This window comes from Flavobacterium sp. KH_035, assembly GCF_057839565.1.
Window position 1 is genome coordinate 3,535,015 of record NZ_CM174492.1, and the last position, 22,287, is coordinate 3,557,301.

The window sequence follows — 22,287 nt, forward strand, 5'->3', positions numbered from 1 at the left end:
TTTTCAAATCCCAATCGGGGGTTTGTCGATGAAGCGTATTGTCGTGTTTAAATTTTTTTAAATACAGACTGCGTTTTTTAAAATGAACTGATTCAATTTTTAGAGTTCTGTTCTAAAAGAAACAAAGTTTATAAAAAGAATTAATCAGCTTTTTTTGACTATTGAATCATACTATATATGATGTAGAATTCCCCAATTCTCCGAAACGTATATTTTCTTTAATGAAAATTGGTTTATAACAAATCACTCTTTTTGGAAGTCTGATCTAGATCAGTATTTCCCAATTTTTTGGTATGTCTTTTATTCGAAAAGAGTAGGAGCGGTTCTTTAGTATACTTCTGTATACTCGGTGCAACATGATTTTTTACTGAAATGTTGTTTACATTCTTAGTATTCTGGGAATCTAAATTTTATTTCAACAAGTTGATTATTAGTGTTTTTTTTGAAATTGCCTAAGCACGTCTGCTTATCGCAAGAGGTATTTTATTGTCCATTTTCTAATCTTCCAAATTATGAAAAAAAATTTTACTTTTTATGATCTCCTAGTAAAGAGGAGATTATTGGGACTATTTTTTTTATTGCTGCTTTGCAATAAAAACTTTGCCCAGACTTTCTGTAGACCCATCTCCAATACGAGCAGTAGAGCCGGAGTGTGTTTGGGAACTACAGAGGTACTTAATCCAACCTTTGCTTATGATGCGAGTACGAGTACGTACGCTTCATTGACCAATGCATTGGGAGTTCTTTGCTCCGTGCAGGAAACAGTGAAGTTTGGTCAAATGGCAAAAGCCGGTGACCAAATTGTGATCGTTTACGGATCAAATGCAGACCTGTTAGATGTTGGTTTAGTAGCCAACACGACTATTCAGCCCAGTAATTCGGTCGCGGGTACAAGCAGTACAGCATTGGCTTTAAATAGTCCATTGTTGAATGTAAACGCCATAAGCGGAGCTACTACAGCTACTGTAAAATATACCCTGACAGCTGATGCAGATCAGGTTAAAGTAGAAATAGGCGGACTGCTTAGTGTCCTGACTAATGTAAGGATTTATGATGTTCGGTTGCAGTTTGCAAAACCAACTATTGCTGGTGGAGCAACACAATCTGTTTGTTTAGGACAGTCGATTGCGCTTTCAGCAACAGCTGCTGTAGGTACTACATTGGCCTGGTACAGTTCTCCAACCTCTACTACAGCGCTTTCAAATGTAAATACTTTTACAACACCTGCTTTAACGACAAGTACTACTTATTATATAGGTATATCAAGAAGTGCCGGTTGTGAAAGCGATGAAAGATTTCCTGTTACAGTTAATGTTCTGGATCCTATATTACCGACAATTAGTACAGTTGGTACTTCAATTTGTTCTTCGGGAGCAACACAAGCAACAACACTATCAGTTATAAATCCGGTACTAGGAACAACTTATTCCTGGTTTAGTGCCGCAACGGGTGGTTCGGCATTAACTACCGGGAGTACCTATACACCAACTGTTCCAACGGGAACTACGAATTTTTATGTCGAGGCATCTATAGGTGTCTGTAAAACAGCAACACGAACTCCGGTTACGGTTACTTCAACTCCTGTTCCGGGAGTTGCCACTATTTTAACACAAAGTGTAACTATAGTTTCTGGTCAGAATGCAACACTTAGTGCTTCTACTTCAGAACCTGGTGTAACCTTAGATTGGTATGATGTAGCTACAGGAGGCGTTCGATTATTAGGAGACTCCAATACTTTTACAACTCCGGTATTAGTCGCTTCTAAAACTTATTATGTTGAGTCCCGAAACAGTGCGGGAGGCTGCGTTAGTGCAACCAGAGCACCGGTAACGGTAACGGTTATACCTGCTGCTTTAGGAGGTTGTTTAGAAGCCAATAGCCAGCAAACCACTCAGAACGGTCTGTGTTTGCTTTGTTCATCAAGTGCTCAGAACAATTCTGTTGACGGAAACAGTGCTACTTTCTCTTCTCTAACACTACCGATAGGTTTAGTGAACGGCTGGATTCAGCAAACACTACAATTTAATAATCCAGGAAAAGCGGGAGATATTATTGATGTTGATCTTGCATTGCCAGGAGGAATTGCAGATCTTAATTTGTTAGGAGTAGTTAGTCTTGCAACTTATAATGGAGCAACTTTTAACAACGACAGAAATTTTATTAATAACGCATTGATTTCTTTGCAGTTAGTATCCGGAAATAAGTTCAGAGCCACTTTTACTGCTGCAGCCAATTTTGATCGTATCGAAATTAGATTAGGCGGCTTGGTAAGTGTGCTAACGACTTTGGATATTTATCAGGCTACGCATCGTTATAAAGCGCCATCCTTTACCGGAAGCACCACAATTTGTGGAGGGCAAACGACTACTTTAACAGCAGACATCGTAGTTGGTGAAAGTGTTAAATGGTATGATGCTTTAACAGGAGGAACTTTATTGGCAAGCACTGCGGCTTATACTACGCCGGCTTTAACGGTAAACACTACGTATTATGTAGAAGTGACCCGCAATGGCTGTGTCAATAGTGAAAGAAACCCGGTTGTGGTTACGGTAAATAATCCGATCGCTCCGACACCAGTAACGGCCAGTCCTGCCAATTTATGCGGGGGAGCTACAACTTCAATAAGTATTGACTCACCGGTCGTGGGAACTGTTTATAAATGGTACGACGCGAGTTCAGGTGGAAATTTAGTGTTTACGGGTACCGTTTTTGCGACACCAAATTTAACTACTACAACTACTTATTATGTCGAAGCTTCAATCGGAACTTGTATAAGTTCGAGCCGTACACCGGTTACCGTTACGGTTAATCCAAGACCTTCGGCACCAGTTGCAGTATCTTCACATGTGATTATTCAGTCAGGTCAGGATGCAACACTGGCAGTTGTGAGTAGCCCCGGTATTAATCACAACTGGTACGATGAACCTATAGGGGGAACTCTTTTGGCTACTAATGTAAATAGTTTTACACCTAGTCCGGCTTTAACGGTAAGTAAAACATTTTATGTAGAGTCAGTAGATCTAGCTTCCGATTGTACAAGCAGTACAAGAACAGCGATTGTTGTGACTGTAATTAGCGGAGTAAATAGCTGCTTGTTAGCCAATTCGCAAATAACCACTAAAGGAGGAACCACAAACTGTTTGACTTGTAGTTCTAGTGGAGATGGAAATTCTGTAGACGGAAACTCTGCTACAGCAGCGACTCTTTCAATACCTCTTGGTTTAGTAACCGATCATATTCAACAAGATTTAACCTTTCCAACAACGGGTCACACTGGTGATATTATCGATGTGGAATTGGGAATTCCTGTTGGACTTCTTGATATTAGTGCACTTTCTAATGTTAGCCTGCAAAGTTTTAATTCAGGAGTACCTAACGGTGATTTTAGCACAATCAATAATCTTTTGAATGTTCAGATTTTATCCGGAAATCGTTTCAAAGCAAGTTTTGCAGCAGCGGGTACTTTTACCAGTGTGCGCGTTCGATTAAGTGGATTGGCAACTCTTTTATCAAGCCTGGAGATTTACGAAGCTTCATATAGATTTGCAAATGCTGTAATAACAGGAGCAGCCGCACCAATTTGTGCCGGACAAACTGCTTCCTTATTAGCAACTGCAACTGGTGGAGATACATTTGAATGGTACGATGCTCCAACCGGAGGCAATATAGTAGCGGTTAATCCAACTGCTGCATTGACCACTACAACAACATTTTATTTGGAAGCAACGCGTGGAGGAACTTGTATCAATACCGTTCGTCAGCCCGTTACTGTGACTGTATTGCCTTTACCGACAGCTACAGATATTAACATCACAACTCCTTTGACCGCTTCTTGTTCAGGAGGTATTGTTTTGACTCCAACATCAGCTTTAGCGGGAGCAACTTTTAAATATTATTTAGATGGAAATAAAACACAGGAGGCAACCGGAACAATATCCGGAGTTACCTATGTTAAAGATTCCGGAACTGGTGCTCTAACGATTACCGGACTTACTGCGTTAAACTCTCCTTATACCTATTATGTATCTGTGTTTAACGGTGGTATTTGTGAGAATGCAAACGGAAACTTAAAAGCAGTGGTCGTAAACTTCCCAACAGGTTCAGTTTTGACAGTAACACCAACTTTGGCCGGTTGTGCTAAAGTGAATTTAAAAGATGCTATTGTTAGTTTTAATCCAACCACTACTTATACTTTTTATGATTCGTTAAACAATCCGATAACAGATCAGGCCGCTGCAAATATTACAGTAAATGGTAATTATTTTATTCAGGCTCAAGCGAATGGTAGTGATTGTCCATCTGCTAAGGAATCGGTAGCAGTTACCATTAATCCGTTGCCAACCTTAACAGGAGTAACGAGTTCAATAGTGGTTCCTAAAGGTACTTCTGTTGCTTTAGCAGCAACTTCAAACGGAACAATTACCTGGTACGATCAGCAGGGAAATGTAGTGCCTTCAAATAATACAGGACCTTTAAACACGGTAGGTGTTTTTAGTTATACAGTAGTTGCCAGTAACGGAACCTGTACCACAAGTCAGACTATTACGATTAGCGTAATTGATCCTGCTACCTGCGATCCGTTATTAGAAAGAGTTTATGCTACTACACAATTGTCAGGCTCTATTATTACAGGAGGCGTGAGCAATGGACCATTAGCTGTTGACGGTGATCCAAGTACACACTCCACCATTACAACCGGTTTGGGACTTTTGGGTATTGGAACAACCTGGCAAAATCTGCAATGGCCAACAACAATTGTTAAAGGAACACCTGTAACGGTAAAAATTGGTTTAGAAAACAGTTTAATTGCTGTGGCCCAAAACATCTCAGTAGTGGGTACTAAACGTGACGGATCTAATAATCCTATTGATATTGGAACTTTACAACCCATAACAGGATCTTTATTAAACTTATTACCGGGAGAAAATTCATTTGAATTTACTTTTGTTCCGTCTAATACTTCCGGACTTCAGGATTATGATGGTATCCGTGTACAATTAGGATCAGTTTTAAGCGTAGCACAAAACATCAGTGTATATGATGCTTATTACAAAAAACAAGTAACTCAGATCACTTGCGGACAGGGAGATATTGAAGATGTTTTCTCTGGTGTAAGAGATTTGGGAATAGGAGCATTAACCGCTACAGTGGGAGTTTCAAACCCATGGAATATAGCCGACAAAGATATTGCTACCTATGCCACTATGTTTAATGCAGTAGGATTATTGGCTGCTGCTGAACTTACAACAACGTTTAGAACGCCTTCTATGGTTGGGGATAGTTTAAGAATTGTAATCTCAAAACCCGGAGTAGTTTTAAACCTTAATTTGCTTACCGGATTTTCGATTCAGCTTTATTCAGGAAACATTCCGGTTGGCGCACCAATTGAAAACACAAGCAGTCTGTTGACTTTAAAACTACTTTCAGGAGACACGATGGCGATGACTATTGTTGCTCCTCAAACACAGCCTTATGATAAAGTAGTGATAACACTTGGCGGTGTTGCCAGTGTTTTAGATCAGCTTAGAGTGCATTCTATTGATCGTGTAACCAATACAAAAGTGATAGGAAGTGATCCTGATAATAAAGTCACGGTTTGCCCCGGCACCGACATTACACTCGTCGTCCCGCCCAAACCTTGTGCGGATTATGAATGGTACGATTCGCCTACAGGAGGAAATCTCGTAGCCAGTGGTCAGACTTATACCTTGCCAGCTACATTAGCAGCAGGAACTTATAAATATTATATTCAGCCAATTCGTTACGGTTGTCCTGCTTTAGAAAGAGGAGAAGTAACTGTGGTTGTAAGAGCTACTGTTCCTGCAGCAACGATAACAAACGTAACTATAAACGGAGGACCAGCTACTATCATTTGTTCAGAAACCGGTACGGTAACCTTAGATGCAGTTTTAAGTGCTACACCGGTACTTACAAATCCGGTATACCACTGGTATAGCTTTGATGGTACAACGAGCCAGTTAATTCCTGGACAAGTAACCTCTAAATTGATCGTAACCGGTTTAGTTCCGGGAACCTATACCTATTATGTTGGAGTAAGTTCAGATGAATATTGTGAAACTGCTCCGGCAGACAGAAAACAAGTGACCTTTACTATTTTACCAAATTCTTTGGTAACCGATATTTCAATAAATAATGCTTCTATTTGTCATGATACGCCAGTTACTTTAACACCATCAAGTACGTTGTCGAACCCTATTTTTGCCTGGTATTTAGATGCTAATAAAACGCAGCCTATTTTTACCGGAACAATTGGAGGAGTGGATTATGCGATTAGTGGTACAGGGGCTTTAACAGCTACAGGTTTGACACCGGCAATGAGCCCAATGTCTTATTATGTTGCTGTTTCAAGCGATTTTACATGTCAGAATAAAAATGGAGAGTTGAGACTTGTGACGGTTCTTATTAATGATCCTGCGACACCAACATCTACACCAGCCAATCAAAGTTTCTGTTTGGTTAATGCGCCTACAGTTGCCAATCTTCAGGCTGATCAGGCCAATGTGGTTTGGTACCTTGCAGCAACAGGAGGAACTGCATTAGATCCAACAACAGCTCTAACTACCAGATCTTATTATGGAGCCATCAGAGACCTTAATGGCTGTGAAAGCTCAGTGCGATCAGTAACAGCCGTAACCGTTAGCGATCCTGGTACACCAACTTTAGTAACAGCCGGAACACAAAACTTCTGTTTGGTCAATGCACCAACATTTGCAAGTGTTCAGTTTAACGAAGCCAATATCGTTTGGTATACCGCTTTAACCGGTGGAACAGTTATTCCATCTACTACAGCTTTAACCAGCGGTACTTATTATGCTGTAATCAAAGATCCAACTACGACTTGTGAGAGCGCAGTAAGATTGGCGGTAACCATCAGTGTAACTGATCCTGGTACACCAACCTTAGTAACAGCCGGAACACAAAACTTCTGTTTGGTTAACGCACCAACATTTGCAAGTGTTCAGTTCAACGAAGCCAATATCGTTTGGTACACCGCTTTAACTGGTGGAACAGTTATTCCATCTACTACAGCTTTAACCAGCGGTACTTATTATGCTGTAATCAAAGATCCAACTACGACTTGTGAGAGCGCAGTAAGATTGGCGGTAACCATTAGTGTAACCGATCCTGGTACACCAACCTTAGTAACAGCCGGAACACAAAACTTCTGTTTGGTCAATGCACCAACATTTGCAAGTGTTCAGTTCAACGAAGCCAATATCGTTTGGTACACCGCTTTAACCGGTGGAACCGTTATTCCATCTACTACAGCTTTAACCAGTGGTACTTATTATGCTGTAATCAAAGATCCAACTACGACTTGTGAGAGCGCAGTAAGATTGGCGGTAACTATCAGTGTAACCGATCCTGGTACACCAACCTTAGTAACAGCCGGAACACAAAACTTCTGTTTGGTCAACGCACCAACATTTGCAAGTGTTCAGTTCAACGAAGCCAATATCGTTTGGTATACCGCTTTAACTGGTGGAACCGTTATTCCATCTACTACAGCTTTAACCAGCGGTACTTATTATGCTGTAATCAAAGATCCAACTACGACTTGTGAGAGCGCAGTAAGATTGGGGGTAACCATTAGTGTAACCGATCCTGGTACACCAACCTTAGTAACAGCCGGAACACAAAACTTCTGTTTGGTCAATGCACCAACATTTGCAAGTGTTCAGTTTAACGAAGCTAATATCGTTTGGTACACCGCTTTAACCGGTGGAACAGTTATTCCATCTACTACAGCTTTAACCAGCGGTACTTATTATGCTGTAATCAAAGATCCAACTACGACTTGTGAGAGCGCAGTAAGATTGGCGGTAACCATCAGTGTAACTGATCCTGGTACACCAACTTTAGTAACAGCCGGAACACAAAACTTCTGTTTGGTCAATGCACCAACATTTGCAAGTGTTCAGTTTAACGAAGCCAATATCGTTTGGTACACCGCTTTAACCGGTGGAACCGTTATTCCATCTACTACAGCTTTAACCAGCGGTACTTATTATGCTGTAATCAAAGATCCAACTACGACTTGTGAAAGCGCGGTAAGATTGGCGGTAACCATCAGTGTAACTGATCCTGGTACACCAACCTTAGTAACAGCCGGAACACAAAACTTCTGTTTGGTCAATGCACCAACATTTGCAAGTGTTCAGTTCAACGAAGCCAATATCGTTTGGTACACCGCTTTAACCGGTGGAACCGTTATTCCATCTACTACAGCTTTAACCAGCGGTACTTATTATGCTGTAATCAAAGATCCAACTACGACTTGTGAGAGCGCAGTAAGATTGGCGGTAACCATCAGTGTAACTGATCCTGGTACACCAACCTTAGTAACAGCCGGAACACAAAACTTCTGTTTGGTTAACGCACCAACATTTGCAAGTGTTCAGTTCAACGAAGCCAATATCGTTTGGTACACCGCTTTAACTGGTGGAACAGTTATTCCATCTACTACAGCTTTAACCAGCGGTACTTATTATGCTGTAATCAAAGATCCAACTACGACTTGTGAGAGCGCAGTAAGATTGGCGGTAACCATCAGTGTAACCGATCCTGGTACACCAACCTTAGTAACAGGCGGAACACAAAACTTTTGTTTGGTCAACGCACCAACATTTGCAAGTGTTCAGTTCAACGAAGCGAATATCGTTTGGTACACCGCTTTAACCGGTGGAACCGTTATTCCATCTACTACAGCTTTAACCAGCGGTACTTATTATGCTGTAATCAAAGATCCAACTACGACTTGTGAGAGCGCGGTAAGATTGGCGGTAACTATCAGTGTAACCGATCCTGGAACTCCTGTTATTACCAAAACTAGTCAGGATTTCTGTTTGGTAAATGCGCCAACTTTTGCAACAATTGACGTAAGTCCAGCGGTTGCTGCGAATATCGTTTGGTACACCGCTTTAACCGGTGGAACTTTAATTCCATCTACTACAGCTTTAACAACCGGAACGTATTATGCCGCAATTAAAGATCCGACAACGACTTGTGAGAGCGCTGTACGATTAGCTGTAACGATAAGTGTGACCGATCCGGGAACTCCTGTTATTACCAAAACTAGTCAGGATTTCTGTTTGGTCAATGCGCCAACTTTTGCCACAATCGACGTAAGTCCAGCAGTTGCGGCCAACATTGTTTGGTATACTGCTTTAACCGGAGGAACTTTAATTCCATCGACTACAGCTTTGACAACTGGAACTTATTATGCTGCAATCAAAGATCCAACAACGACTTGTGAAAGTAATGTAAGATTAGCTGTAACAATCAGTGTAACCGATCCGGGAACTCCTGTTATCACCAAAACGAGTCAGGATTTCTGTTTAGTCAATGCGCCAACTTTTGCCATAATCGACGTAAGTCCAGCAGTTGCGGCCAACATTGTTTGGTATACTGCTTTAACCGGAGGAACTTTAATTCCATCGACTACAGCTTTGACAACTGGAACTTATTATGCTGCAATCAAAGACCCAACAACTAATTGCGAAAGTAATGTGAGATTAGCGATTAACATTAGTGTGACCGATCCAGGAACTCCTGTAATCACTAAAACCACTCAGAGCTTCTGTTTGATTAATGCACCAACTTTTGCTACAATTGACGTAAGTCCAGCCGTTGCTGCGAATATCGTTTGGTACACAGCTTTGACAGGAGGAATTTTAATTCCGTCTACAACAGCTTTGACAACCGGAACTTACTATGTTGCAATCAAAGATCCAATAACTACTTGCGAGAGTAATGTGAGATTAGCGATTAACATCACCGTGACCGATCCGGAAGCACCAATTATTACTAAAACCACTCAGAGTTTCTGTTTGGCAGATGCACCAACTTTTGCCACAATTGACGTAAGTCCAGCCGTTGCTGCGAATATCGTTTGGTATACTGCTTTAACAGGAGGAACTTTAATTCCTTCGACTACAGCTTTGACTACCGGAACGTATTATGCAGCAATAAAAGATCCTGTATCAGGATGTGAAAGCACAGCGAGATTGGCGATCAATATCAGTGTAACCGATCCAGGTACACCAACTTTGGTAACTGCAGGCACACAAAATTTCTGCTTGGTTAATGCACCAACTTTTGCAAGTGTTCAGTTTAATGAAGCTAACATTGTTTGGTATACTGCTCTAACCGGAGGAACCGTTATTCCATCGACTACAGCCTTAACTAGTGGTACTTATTATGCAGTAATCAAAGATCCAACAACGACTTGTGAAAGCGCTGTAAGATTAGCTGTAACAATCAATGTTGCCAATCCGGGCACACCAACTTTGGTAACTGCAGGAACACAAAATTTCTGTGCGGTAAATGCACCAACTTTTGCGAGTGTTCAATTTAATGAAGCTAACATCGTTTGGTATACTGCTTTAACGGGAGGAACATTGATTCCTTCAACTACGGCTTTAACTAGTGGAGTTTATTATGCAGCAATAAAAGATCCTGTATCAGGGTGTGAAAGTGCTGTAAGATTAGCCGTAACAATCAATGTTACTGATCCTGGTACGCCAACTTTAGTAACGGCAGGAACACAAAATTTCTGTACGGTTAATGCACCAACATTCGCAAGTATTCAAACGAATCAAAGCAATATTGTTTGGTATACTGCTTTAACCGGAGGAACGGTTATTCCTTCAACTACAGCTTTAACCAGCGGTACTTACTATGCAGTGATAAAAGATCCTGTATCAGGATGTGAAAGTGCTACCAGATTAGCGGTAACCATTAATGTTACTGACCCGGGTACACCGACATTAGTAACAGCCGGAACACAAAACTTCTGTGCGGTAAATGCACCAACTTTCGCAAGCATTCAAACGAATCAAAGCAATATCGTTTGGTACACTGCATTGACAGGAGGAACCATGATTCCATCTACTACAGTTTTAACTAGTGGAGTTTATTACGCAGCAATAAAAGATCCTGTATCAGGATGCGAAAGCGCGGTGAGATTGGCAGTAACAATAAGTGTAACTGATCCAGGTACACCAACCTTGGTAACTGCAGGAACACAAAATTTCTGTACAGTTAATGCACCAACATTTGCAAGTATTCAAACGAATCAAAGTAATATTGTTTGGTACACTGCTCTAACTGGCGGAACAGTTATTCCATCAACGACAGCTTTAACCAGCGGTACTTATTATGCAGTGATAAAAGATCCTGTATCAGGATGTGAAAGTGCTACCAGATTAGCGGTAACCATTAACGTTACTGATCCGGTTACACCAACAACAACAGCTACTGCTCAGGTTTTCTGTTCAGGAAATAATCCAACGGTTGCCAATATTCAGGTAAACGGAAGCAACATTGTGTGGTATACCACCGCAACAGGTGGAACTGCCGTTGCATCGACTACAGCATTGGTAAATGGAGATTATTATGCTGTTACAAAAGATCCGGTAACAGGTTGTGAAAGTAGTATCCGACTAAAAGTTACTGTGACTGTTGGGAATTCGAATAATCCTACCACAACTGCAGCATCTCAGAATTTTTGTTCTACAAGTGCTCCAACCTTTGCGAGTATTCAGGTAAACGAAAGCAATGTAGCGTGGTTTAGTAGTGCAACTGGCGGAACAGCAATTCCATTAACAACAGCATTAACTTCTGGTACATATTATGGAGAAATAACAGATCCGATAACAGGATGTAAGAGTGCAGCGCGTTTAGCAGTTACAATTACTATTGCTAATCCAATGCCTACACCAACAACAACTTCGGCAATTCAGAATTTCTGTTCTGTAAGTGCAGCAAAAGTTTCGGACATTCAGGTAAACGAATCTAATGTAATTTGGTATAGTACTGCAACAGGAGGAACAGCAATTCCATCAACAACAGCTTTAGTGAGCGGTAATTATTATGGAGTTATTGCAAGCGGTTCAGGCTGCGAGAATCCAGTAAGATTGCTGGTTACTGTGAATGTAAATTCACCAGGAAATGTCACTACGCCAAGAACGACACAAGTATTCTGTTTGTCATCAAATCCAACAATCCAGAATATCGTCGTAAATGAGTCAAATGTGGTATGGTATGCTTCAGCATTAGGAGGAACACCTTTGGCAGCAAATACACCTTTAACAGCAACAACTTATTACGCAGGAACACTTAGTAACGTTACTAATGGTTGTGATAGAGCTGCAAGATTAGGAGTAACTGTTGCTTTTGATAATGATGCTCTGGTTCCTATTACCACGACAGATGATACACCATGTGTATTCCAGGGAGTAACATACTCAATTGCCAATGGAAAATCAAATTATGTGTGGTCGGTTACTAACGGAACAATTACTTCCGGAGGAGGAGTTAATGATGGCTCAGTAACGATTTCCTGGTCTGACATTGGACCTGGCAGAGTTGTAGTCCAGTATATTAATACTTGTGACGAGAGAACTACGAAATCCTTAAATGTAGTTGTAGCAACTTGTTCTGACTTAACGATAACCAATACAGTTAGTAATTCTACACCTAATTTTGGTGATCAGATTACCTTTAAAGTAACCGTAAATAATGTTGGTCAGGGTAATTTTATAAATACAATAGTAAGTGATTTATTGCCTAGTGGATACAATTTGGTAAGTGCATCTACGACTGCAGGAACATACAATTTGTTAACAGAACTCTGGACAATTCCAACATTGAATGCTGGTCAAAGTGTAGTACTTACAATTGTAGCAGAAGTGTTACCGAGTGGTAAATACTTAAGTGTTGCAACTGTTGAGACTTCGACTCCGTTAGATGTAGATGCATCAAATAATTCGGCTTCAGTTTCTATCGAACCAATTTGTTTGACCGTTTACAATGAGTTTACACCAAATAATGATGGAGCTAATGATCTTTTCAGAATAGATTGTATCGAAACTTATCCAAATAATGAGTTGAAAGTGTATAACAGATACGGTTCATTAGTATATAGTAAACAACATTATGAAAATGATTGGGACGGAACCGCCAATGTTTCCGGAGTTATTAATAGAGGAGATATGCTGCCAACAGGTACTTATTTCTACGTAATAGCGATTGGAGACGGAACGGTTAAAAAAGGTTGGTTGTCTATAATGAGATAAGCAGCTGTATTAATCATCTAATAAATTAAACTTAATAAGTATCGTTATGAAACTATATATAAAATCATTAGAAACGTATTTTATTTTAATATGTTCGTTTATCACAGTTTGCGTCAGTGCCCAACAGGACCCGGAGTACACGCAATACATGTACAATACGATGTCAGTAAATCCGGCTTATGCCGGGTCTACCGGAACCTTAGAGGCAACACTTTTGCATCGTTCGCAATGGGTTGGAATAGATGGGGCACCAGAAACACAATCATTTTCTGCTCATTCACCGCTTCTAAACGAGATGATTGGTTTAGGACTAAGTGTTGTTAACGACAAAATTGGCCCCTCAAACGAATTGTATATTGACGGAAATTTCTCTTATTCAATTCCTTTAGGATATGAAAAAAGACTGGCTTTTGGGTTAAAAGCGGGGATGAGAATGTTAGATGTAGATTGGTCTAAAGGAAGATTCTATAACAATAATGATGTATTGTTGAATCAGAATATTAACAATCAGATGAAACTGGCTGTAGGAGCAGGGGTTTACTATTATACCGACAAATGGTATGTAGGTCTTTCCGTTCCAAGTTTTATTCAAAGTGATTATTATGATGATATTCAGGAATCAATATCTTACGATCGTTTGCATTATTACTTAATGGGAGGTTATGTTTTTGATCTGAATCCAAACTTAAAGTTTAAACCGGCATTTTTAGTAAAGGCAGTGAGTGGAGCACCACTTACTGCCGATATTTCGGCGAATTTTATGATTGCAGAAAAATTTGTAATCGGTGCATCCTATCGAACAGATGATTCGTTAAGCGCCTTGGCAGGTTTTCAGATCTCCAGAAGTTTTTACATCGGATATGCTTTTGATTATACCGTAAGTGACCTGAACAAATACAACGATGGATCTCATGAGATCATCCTGCGTTATCAGTTTACTAAAAAACAAAGTAAAATCAAATCACCTCGATTCTTCTAAAACATAAATCCTATGAAAAAACTATATATCCTCAGTTTGCTCTTGAGCATTACTTTTAGTTTTGCACAAAAGACCAATTTAAAAAAGGCCGATGCATTATTTAGGAATTATTCCTATTTAGACGCATCAAAGGCCTATGAAGAATGTTTGCAAAATATCGAGAACCCATCGGCGCAGACCATTAAAAATGCTGCAGATTCTTATTATTTTATTTCCGATGCAAGAAATGCCCTTAGATGGTATAAAAGATTGTATCAGGTACAGGGTAATAACTTAACCGACATTTACTATCTGCGTTACATTCAGTCCATGAAAGCTGTTATGGATTATGAGGAAGCTCATAAAATTACCAAAGAATACCTCAATAAAAAGGGAGATCAAAAAGAGATCAATCGGTATGTCGCTCAGAAGAAATATATAGACAGTCTCGCCAAAACAAAGTCACTTTATGAAGTTAGAAATTTAGATATCAACACCAGTAAATCTGATTTTGGAGCTACTTTTTTTCAGGACCGAATTGTATTCTCATCAGCAAGAGACACCACGAAATTTGCTGATAAACTCTACAATTGGAACAATCAGCCTTTTTTGAATTTGTATGTAGCCGAGAGAAATCCTGCTGATGGGAGCCTGTTCAATGACAAATTGTTTATGCCAAATGTAATGACTAAATATCATGAAGCCACTGCTTCTTTTGATGCCAGCGGAAAAACAATTTACTATTCCACCAATATTGTCAAGAAAAACAGATTGGTAGTGGACCAGGACAGAATCAATAACTTTCAGATTCTAAAAGGATCTATAGTGAATGAAAAAGTTGAAAATCCGCAGAAAATTTTCTTTGACAGTGACGATTATTCCGTTGGGCATCCTAGTTTGAGTGATGACGGCCGAATGCTTTTCTTTGCTTCAGATATGCCCGGAGGATATGGTGAAACCGATTTGTATGTGGTAAAAATCGCTAATGACGGAACCATGAGTTCCCCAGAGAATTTAGGGCCAAAAATCAATACAATAGGCAATGATCTTTTTCCATTTTTTCGAAACGGAATATTGTATTTCTCTTCCGATGGACATTATGGTTTAGGAGATTTGGATGTATACGAAAGCAAGCTTTTGTCGAATGGAAGTTTTTCAACCCCACAAAATTTGGGAACTCCGATAAACAGTAACAAAGACGATTTTACTTTTGTAATTGATAAAGCCGGGAGTTATGGGTATGTGTCTTCAAACAGAGCCGGAGGAAAAGGCGATGATGACATTTATTCCTTTACAAAAGGACAGCCGATTTGCAATCAGAACATTTCGGGTAAAGCAATTGATCATAAAACAAAAGCATTGCTATCAGATGTTACTATAGTGGCTTATGACCCTTATAATGCGGTTCTGGCTGAAACAAAAACAAATTTTGACGGAAAATATGCAATCACGGTTCCCTGCAACAAAACTGTACGTTTGCTGGCTTCAAAATTTAATTACAGTGACGACGAAAAAGCGGTCGTAACAACCAAAGTTAATGAAGCCGAAATTACCAATGTTGACTTTGAACTGAGTAATTATGATGATTTGGTAGTGAAGAAAGCAGGAGTTGAAAAGGTAGATGTCAACCCGATATATTTTGATTATGACAAATACGACATTACTCCTCTGGCAGCCGCCGAATTGGAGAAAGTAGTTTTCATCATGCGAAAATTTCCTAAAATCCGAATCAAAATTGAGTCACACACAGACTCCAGAGGTAAGGATGCTTATAATTTGAAACTTTCTGACAACAGAGCCAAATCAACACGAGATTATATTCTTTCTCAGGGAATTGATGCTTCAAGAATTGAAAGTGCTATCGGTTATGGAGAGACCCGCTTAGTCAACAAATGCAAAAATGGTGTAAAATGTACCGAAGCGGAACATTTGTTAAACAGACGTTCAGACTTTATTATAATCCAGAAATAACGTTGCATTATTATTTTAATACCATGCTTATTAAGATACAAATGGAACAGAAAGAGACCATTTGGAAGTTGGTTTTTATTAATTCTTTTTACGAAGAATGGGCAGGAAGAAAATCAAGTTGCATTGTTTTGCAACTTGATTTTTGATTTTGTAAAACTTTTGTTTTTTACTGTTTTTGAACAAAAATAATCCTAATTTTGAGATACAGTTATTCAAAATCACAACTTCCAGTATATTAAAATTTTATGAGTATTCAAGAAACAATTCAGACTTTACGAAACGAACTTAATCAGCACAATTATAATTATTATGTGTTAGACAACGCTACAATTTCTGATTATGATTTTGATATTAAGTTAAAAGAACTTCAGGATTTAGAAAATAAACACCCTGAGTTTTTTGATGAAAATTCTCCAACGCAGCGAGTGGGAGGTACTGTGACGAAAAATTTTAAAACAATTGCACATCAGTACCGTATGTATTCTTTAGACAATTCTTATTCGAAAGAGGATTTGTTGGATTGGGAGAACCGAATTCAGAAAGTTTTAGGGAATGTTGAGCTGCAATATACCTGTGAATTAAAATACGATGGAGCCTCTATCAGTATTACTTACGAAAACGGAAAATTAGTACAGGCTTTAACCCGAGGTGATGGTTTTCAAGGTGATGAGGTAACCAATAATATTAAAACGATAAAATCGATTCCTTTGCAGTTAAAAGGAAACTACCCGGAAAAATTTGATATCAGGGGCGAAATTATTTTACCTTTTGCAGGTTTCGAAAAAATGAATCAGGACTTAATTGAAATTGGAGAAACTCCCTATTCAAATCCAAGAAATACAGCCTCAGGAAGTTTGAAATTACAGGACAGTGCTGAGGTTGCCAAACGTCCTCTAGAATGTTTGCTATACTTTGTTACCGGAAACAATCTGCCATTTGCATCTCAGTTTGAAGGACTGGAATCTGCCAGAAAATGGGGATTTAAAGTACCTAACGAAGCAAAACTGGTACAAAACATGCAGGAAGTTTTTGACTTCATTGATTATTGGGACGTACACCGTCATGATTTACCCTATGAAACCGATGGTGTAGTGGTAAAGGTAAATAGCATTCAGCATCAGGAAGAATTAGGATATACGGCGAAGTCACCGCGTTGGGCAATAGCCTATAAATTCAAATCAGAACAGGTTTCAACCAAACTACAATCCATTTCATACCAAGTAGGCCGTACGGGTGCGATAACCCCGGTCGCCAATTTAGAACCGGTACAACTGGCCGGGACCATAGTAAAAAGAGCGTCTTTACACAATGCCGATCAGATTGAAAAACTGGACATCAGAATAAATGACACTGTTTTTGTAGAAAAAGGAGGAGAGATTATTCCAAAAATAATTGCAGTAGACCTGTCCAAGCGTCCTGAAAATTCAGAACCCACCCAATACATCACACACTGTCCGGAATGTCAGACCGAGTTAGTTCGAAATGAGGGAGAGGCCAATCATTATTGTACTAATTTTTATGGATGTCCTCCGCAGATTATTGGAAGGATCCAACACTATATTTCTAGAAAAGCAATGGATATTGAAGGCCTTGGCGGTGAAACCGTTGCCTTACTTTTCAACAATGGATTGGTACACAATTATGCAGATTTATATGAACTAAAAGTAGAAAATATCTTACCTTTAGAGAGAATGGCGCAAAAATCTGCCGAGAATCTGGTAAAAGGAGTTGAAAAATCAAAAGAAATTCCATTTGAGAGCGTTTTGTTTGCTTTGGGAATTCGTTTTGTTGGGGAGACTGTCGCTAAAAAACTGGCGAAACATTATAAAAATATCAATGCATTGAGTCAGGCTACTTTAATGGATCTGATTTTAGTAGATGAAATTGGAGAAAGAATTGCTAAGAGCGTAATTGAGTTCTTCGAAAATGAAGAAAATCAAAGGATTATTGAACGCCTTAAGAGCTACGGAATTCAGTTTGAAATTGTTGAAAAGATAAATCCAAACGCTACCGAAAAATTCGTTGGAAAAACATTTGTAGTTTCGGGAGTTTTTACTCAATTCTCAAGAGATGAATTGAAGAAAACGATTGAAGACAATGGAGGGAAAGTAGGAAGTTCTATTTCGGCAAAAACAGATTTTGTTGTTGCAGGCGATAATATGGGACCGGCTAAATTAGAAAAAGCCAGTAAATTAAACATCCCTATTTTATCAGAAGAAGATTTTATAAATAAATTAAATGAAAGCGAATAAGCCGTCGTTAATTTTATTCTTTTTAGCATTACTGTGCACAATCATTTTTGAATGGGCACAGTTAGATTTATTTGCAATCTATTCCAAAGCCATTGTAGTTCCGGCTATTTTTATTTACTTTTTAATTAGCAATGAATTCAGCATAGGAAAAACTGAAGGCGTCATTTTTTTGTTTTGCTTTATCGGACAGGTGTTTAATCTGATGGATGTCGAAAGTTCTGAACTTGGCGGAGTCTTATGTTTTTTAGTAGTATACCTTTTAATTGTCCGGCTTTATTTTAGAGAACATGAAAAAATAAAGCTGGCCAAAAAAGATATTCTGCCTGTATCTATAGTAGTTATTTTTATCGTCTACCTATTGATATCGGTTTTGGGGATGAAGTTTGACAATATGAAGCAGTTCAGCATAATTTATACTATCTACGGAATTGTTTTAAGTGTACTAAGTTATTTTTCATTTGTCAGTTACATAACAAAAGGCACTCACTTAGCTTTACTCATGTCATTAATGGCTATTAGTTATATCTTTTCAGATATATTTTACATCTTCAATGAGTATTTTACTTATTCCGTTGTTCTCGTATTGATTCGTGACACTACTCAAATTTTGGCGTACTTTTTTATGGTTGAGTATTTTCTTCAAAAAGATAAAAACAAAAAAAAGAAAAGTGTTATACAATAATCGATTTTCCTTGGTTCGTATGAGCTTTATCTTTATCAAAGTAAAAATCTATTCTTCCCAAATTAATTCCGTAACAACCTACCTGATTCACAAGAACCTCTTGTCCGGTTTTGTTTTTAACAACAGTTGGTTTGTCTAAGAAAGTATGTGTGTGGCCTCCAATAATCAAATCAATATCCTGAGTTTGAGCTGCCAGTTTTAAATCACAAATTTTAGATTCGTCATCCTTGTATTTGTAACCAAGGTGTGATAAACAAACAACCAAATCACATTTTTCCTCTTTCTTTAATAACTGCGTCATATCCTGCGCAATCTCTACCGGATTGTTGTAAATCGTTTCTTTGTACATTTGTTTATCAACCAAACCTGCAAGCTCAATCCCTAAACCAAAAACACCTACTTTAATTCCGTTTTTATTAAAAATTTTGTACGGTTTTACAAGACCGTTCATTACTGTATTTTTAAAATCGTAGTTCGAACAGATAAAATCAAAACTGGCGTGAGGCATCTGCGCGTGCAGTCCGTCAAGACCATTGTCGAAATCGTGATTTCCAATAGTTGATGCGTCGTACTTCATCATACTCATCAGTTTAAATTCCAATTCTCCTCCATAATAATTAAAATAAGGAGTTCCCTGAAAAATATCACCGGCATCCAGTAAAAGTACATTTGGATTTTCTTTACGGATCGTTTCAATAAGTGCTGCTCTGCGTGATACACCACCTTTATTAGGGTTACGTGGATCATCAGCAGGAAATGGATCAATATGGCTGTGAACGTCGTTAGTATGTAGAATGGTTAAGTGTTTAATATCGTTGGTTTCAAAACTGCTCAACGACAAACCTAAACTTAGTAAGGCAGTACTTGCAGCTGTTTTTTCGATAAATTCTCTTCTTTTCATTTTATATTTTTTTTACGAAAACTGTAATGTAATTTGTTAACTTTTTTGTCACGAATTTAGATGAATTGGAATTTTTAGAATTGAAATTCGTGTAGATTCGCGAAATTCGTGGCTATCCTTTTTATTCTTCTGTAATTCGGATGTCTTTTGCTACCGGAATTGTATCTACTTGTTTAAAATAATCGATTAGCACGTCTCTAAGTTTGTAATTTAGATCGTATTTCTGAACGCTTTTTGCAAAAAAAGCCATGCTGTCTCCGCCATTTGCTAAATAGTCATTTGTAGCTACGTAGTAAATTTTATTAAGATCAAGAGGTTTTCCCTGAATCATAATGTTTTTTGCCGTTTTGTCTTTTGCAATTGTAAAAGTCATACCTGATAAAGGCTGTGCTTTTTGTGCCTTAATAATATAAGCAGTCATCTCTAAAATCTGATCTCCTTTTAAAGCCATCACAACCATGCTGTTTTCAAAAGGCATAATTTCAAAGGCTGTTCTGTTGGTCACATTTCCTTTAGGCAATATTGCTCTGATACCACCATGATTTAATAAACACAAATCGATGGTTTTGTTCTCACGGGCCTTAAAAACCAGATTTCCTCTTTCAACACAAACATCAGCCATTAGGTTTCCGATACTTGTTTGCCATTTTCCGGTGCTTTTGTCAAGAGTTTCCGGGCAATATGCTAAAACATTGTCTAAATCCTTGTTAATGTGATCGCGATAAGGTTTAATAAAGTTTTCAATTGCAGGAGTTTCAGTTCCTTTTTCGGTTATCGGAAGCTGCTTTCCTTCGATTTTTGTTAGATTATAATTTTTCTGACTGCAGGAAAATATAAAAAAAAGTGTTAAGAATATAACAAAAAGTTTCAAAACTCCGTTATACTTTTTTAGTTTTACCATCTTAAATGCGACTTAAATAATTAATTTTGTAATCTGGTAAAAGTACTATGTTTTTAAATTATATAAAGGAATTTTTTGTAAAAAAATCATTAAAAAATAACTTGAATAATGTCAAAAATGAAGTGTTTACAAGTAATGTGCAAACAATTGGTTTACTGATTGATGAAAGTGAATTTCAGTATTCAGAAGATCTGGTAAAGGAGTTGATCTCGAAAGGAATCAAGGCTGAGAACATAAAAATTGTAGCGTACAGTAGTAAATTTAGCGAGAAAAAAACGTATTCAAAGCCTATTTTTGGTAGAAAACACATCAATTGGAAGGGGGAGATCACAGCAGCTTTCGTAAATGAATTTATAACAACAGAATTTGATCTTTTGATTAGTTATTATGATATCGAAACAGCCATTTTGATGATGATAACCGCCAGATCAAAAGCGAAGTTTAAAGTAGGATTCACGTCAGTAGATAAAGATTTAAATCGATGGATGATTGATACTGCTATAGAAAATCATAAACTTTTCGTGCACGAATTGTTTAAATATTTAAAGAGTATAAAATAAAATTATAAAGTAGAATATGCAATCATTAATAGGAACTGGTGTTGCGCTTGTAACCCCATTTAAAAAAGACTTATCAGTAGATGTTGAAGCTTTGCAGCGCATTGTTAATTTTTCGATTGACGGCGGGGTTGAGTATCTTGTGGTCATGGGAACAACGGCTGAAAATGCTACTTTGACAGAGGACGAGAAAGAACTGGTGATGCAAACAGTAATCGACACTAATAAAGGTAGATTGCCTTTGGTGCTTGGAGTGGGCGGAAATAACACCATGCAGATAGTAGCCGAATTAAAAACAAGAGACTTCTCTGCTTTTGAAGCTATACTTTCTGTTTCTCCTTATTATAATAAACCAACACAGGAAGGAATTTACCAGCATTTTAAAGCCATTGCAGAAGCTTCTCCGGTTCCGGTAATCTTATATAATGTTCCAGGAAGAACCTCTAGCAACATGTTGCCGTCAACAGTAATCCGTCTGGCTAATGATTTTAATAATGTCGTAGCGATTAAAGAAGCTGCCGGAGATATGGTTCAGGCGATGCAGCTGATTAAAAATGCACCAAAAGATTTTCTTATTATTTCAGGAGATGATATGATTGCTTTGCCGATTGTTTTGGCTGGCGGAGCAGGGGTAATCTCGGTTATTGGACAAGGTTTTCCAAAAGAATTTACAGAAATGATTCGTTTAGGACTAAATAAAAAGGTAACTGAAGCGTTTAAAACTCAGTACTTTTTGTCAGATTGTATCGATATGCTTTTTGAGCAGGGGAATCCTGCGGGGATCAAGCAAGTCTTTCAAGCCCTTGGTATTGCTGAGAACATAGTACGTTTGCCTTTGGTGGCCGTTGATGATTCTTTAGCAGGCAGATTGAATGAATTTGTGAAAAATAGCATAAAATAAGCATGAGATTGTCGGTATTTTATTATACCAAAAAATATTTTGTAGTAGCTAAATTAATAACTAA

General features: G+C 38.4%; 9 protein-coding genes. 7 read left to right on the forward strand and 2 right to left on the reverse strand.

All coding sequences use genetic code 11. The features are described 5' to 3' along the window. Window positions 1-512 precede the first annotated feature (512 nt). The 5 genes from AC3IS6_RS14565 to AC3IS6_RS14585 all read left to right on the forward strand — a co-directional run bounded on the left by AC3IS6_RS14565 (window position 513) and on the right by AC3IS6_RS14585 (window position 18,963). On the forward strand, window positions 513-13,100 hold the full coding sequence (locus AC3IS6_RS14565; RefSeq protein ID WP_489160360.1) for an Ig-like domain-containing protein: 12,588 nt from the start codon (window positions 513-515) through the stop codon (window positions 13,098-13,100). A gap of 46 nt (window positions 13,101-13,146) precedes the next feature. Next, window positions 13,147-14,079 carry a PorP/SprF family type IX secretion system membrane protein gene (locus AC3IS6_RS14570; RefSeq protein WP_489160362.1) on the forward strand — a complete coding sequence of 311 codons (933 nt, stop codon included), beginning with the start codon at window positions 13,147-13,149 and terminating at the stop codon, window positions 14,077-14,079. A 12-nt stretch (window positions 14,080-14,091) separates the two neighbouring features. Continuing rightward, window positions 14,092-16,029 carry an OmpA family protein gene (locus AC3IS6_RS14575; RefSeq protein ID WP_489160364.1) on the forward strand — a complete coding sequence of 646 codons (1,938 nt, stop codon included), beginning with the start codon at window positions 14,092-14,094 and terminating at the stop codon, window positions 16,027-16,029. A gap of 245 nt (window positions 16,030-16,274) precedes the next feature. Beyond that, a complete protein-coding gene (gene ligA, locus AC3IS6_RS14580; protein ID WP_489160366.1) occupies window positions 16,275-18,281 on the forward strand; it encodes an NAD-dependent DNA ligase LigA in 2,007 nt (668 codons plus the stop codon). Further along, window positions 18,268-18,963: a hypothetical protein gene (locus AC3IS6_RS14585; RefSeq protein ID WP_489160368.1), complete on the forward strand. Its 696-nt coding sequence runs from the start codon at window positions 18,268-18,270 to the stop codon at window positions 18,961-18,963. Before ligA ends, AC3IS6_RS14585 begins: the two co-directional genes overlap by 14 nt. On the opposite strand, the gene AC3IS6_RS14590 is transcribed toward AC3IS6_RS14585, so the two are convergent. Both AC3IS6_RS14590 and AC3IS6_RS14595 read right to left on the reverse strand, forming a co-directional pair. Continuing rightward, window positions 18,953-19,864, reverse strand: coding sequence for a bifunctional metallophosphatase/5'-nucleotidase (locus AC3IS6_RS14590; protein WP_489160370.1), 912 nt, complete (start codon window positions 19,862-19,864; stop codon window positions 18,953-18,955). The genes AC3IS6_RS14585 and AC3IS6_RS14590 overlap by 11 nt on opposite strands. Window positions 19,865-19,985: 121 nt before the next feature. After that, window positions 19,986-20,765 carry a 5'-nucleotidase C-terminal domain-containing protein gene (locus AC3IS6_RS14595; RefSeq protein ID WP_263360561.1) on the reverse strand — a complete coding sequence of 260 codons (780 nt, stop codon included), beginning with the start codon at window positions 20,763-20,765 and terminating at the stop codon, window positions 19,986-19,988. Between the two features lie 47 nt (window positions 20,766-20,812). Here AC3IS6_RS14595 and AC3IS6_RS14600 point away from each other — a divergent pair, with 47 nt between their 5' ends. Together AC3IS6_RS14600 and dapA are read left to right on the forward strand one after the other, a co-directional pair. Continuing rightward, window positions 20,813-21,325 (forward strand): DUF6913 domain-containing protein, encoded by a 513-nt coding sequence (locus tag AC3IS6_RS14600; RefSeq protein ID WP_489160371.1) that lies wholly within the window; start codon window positions 20,813-20,815, stop codon window positions 21,323-21,325. Window positions 21,326-21,341: 16 nt separating this feature from the next. After that, the gene (dapA, locus tag AC3IS6_RS14605; RefSeq protein ID WP_489160372.1) at window positions 21,342-22,223 is read left to right on the forward strand and encodes a 4-hydroxy-tetrahydrodipicolinate synthase; all 882 of its coding nucleotides are present in this window, start codon (window positions 21,342-21,344) and stop codon (window positions 22,221-22,223) included. Window positions 22,224-22,287 lie beyond the last annotated feature (64 nt).

Bases quoted from the DNA above. Each gene is read 5' to 3' on its own strand.
- AC3IS6_RS14570 (WP_489160362.1), top strand. From the start codon at position 13,147: ATGAAACTATATATAAAATCATTAGAAACGTATTTTATTTTAATATGT.
- AC3IS6_RS14600 (WP_489160371.1), top strand. From the start codon at position 20,813: ATGTTTTTAAATTATATAAAGGAATTTTTTGTAAAAAAATCATTAAAA.
- AC3IS6_RS14590 (WP_489160370.1), bottom strand. From the start codon at position 19,864: ATGAAAAGAAGAGAATTTATCGAAAAAACAGCTGCAAGTACTGCCTTA.
- dapA (WP_489160372.1), top strand. From the start codon at position 21,342: ATGCAATCATTAATAGGAACTGGTGTTGCGCTTGTAACCCCATTTAAA.
- AC3IS6_RS14575 (WP_489160364.1), top strand. From the start codon at position 14,092: ATGAAAAAACTATATATCCTCAGTTTGCTCTTGAGCATTACTTTTAGT.
- AC3IS6_RS14565 (WP_489160360.1), top strand. From the start codon at position 513: ATGAAAAAAAATTTTACTTTTTATGATCTCCTAGTAAAGAGGAGATTA.
- AC3IS6_RS14595 (WP_263360561.1), bottom strand. From the start codon at position 20,765: ATGGTAAAACTAAAAAAGTATAACGGAGTTTTGAAACTTTTTGTTATA.
- AC3IS6_RS14585 (WP_489160368.1), top strand. From the start codon at position 18,268: ATGAAAGCGAATAAGCCGTCGTTAATTTTATTCTTTTTAGCATTACTG.
- ligA (WP_489160366.1), top strand. From the start codon at position 16,275: ATGAGTATTCAAGAAACAATTCAGACTTTACGAAACGAACTTAATCAG.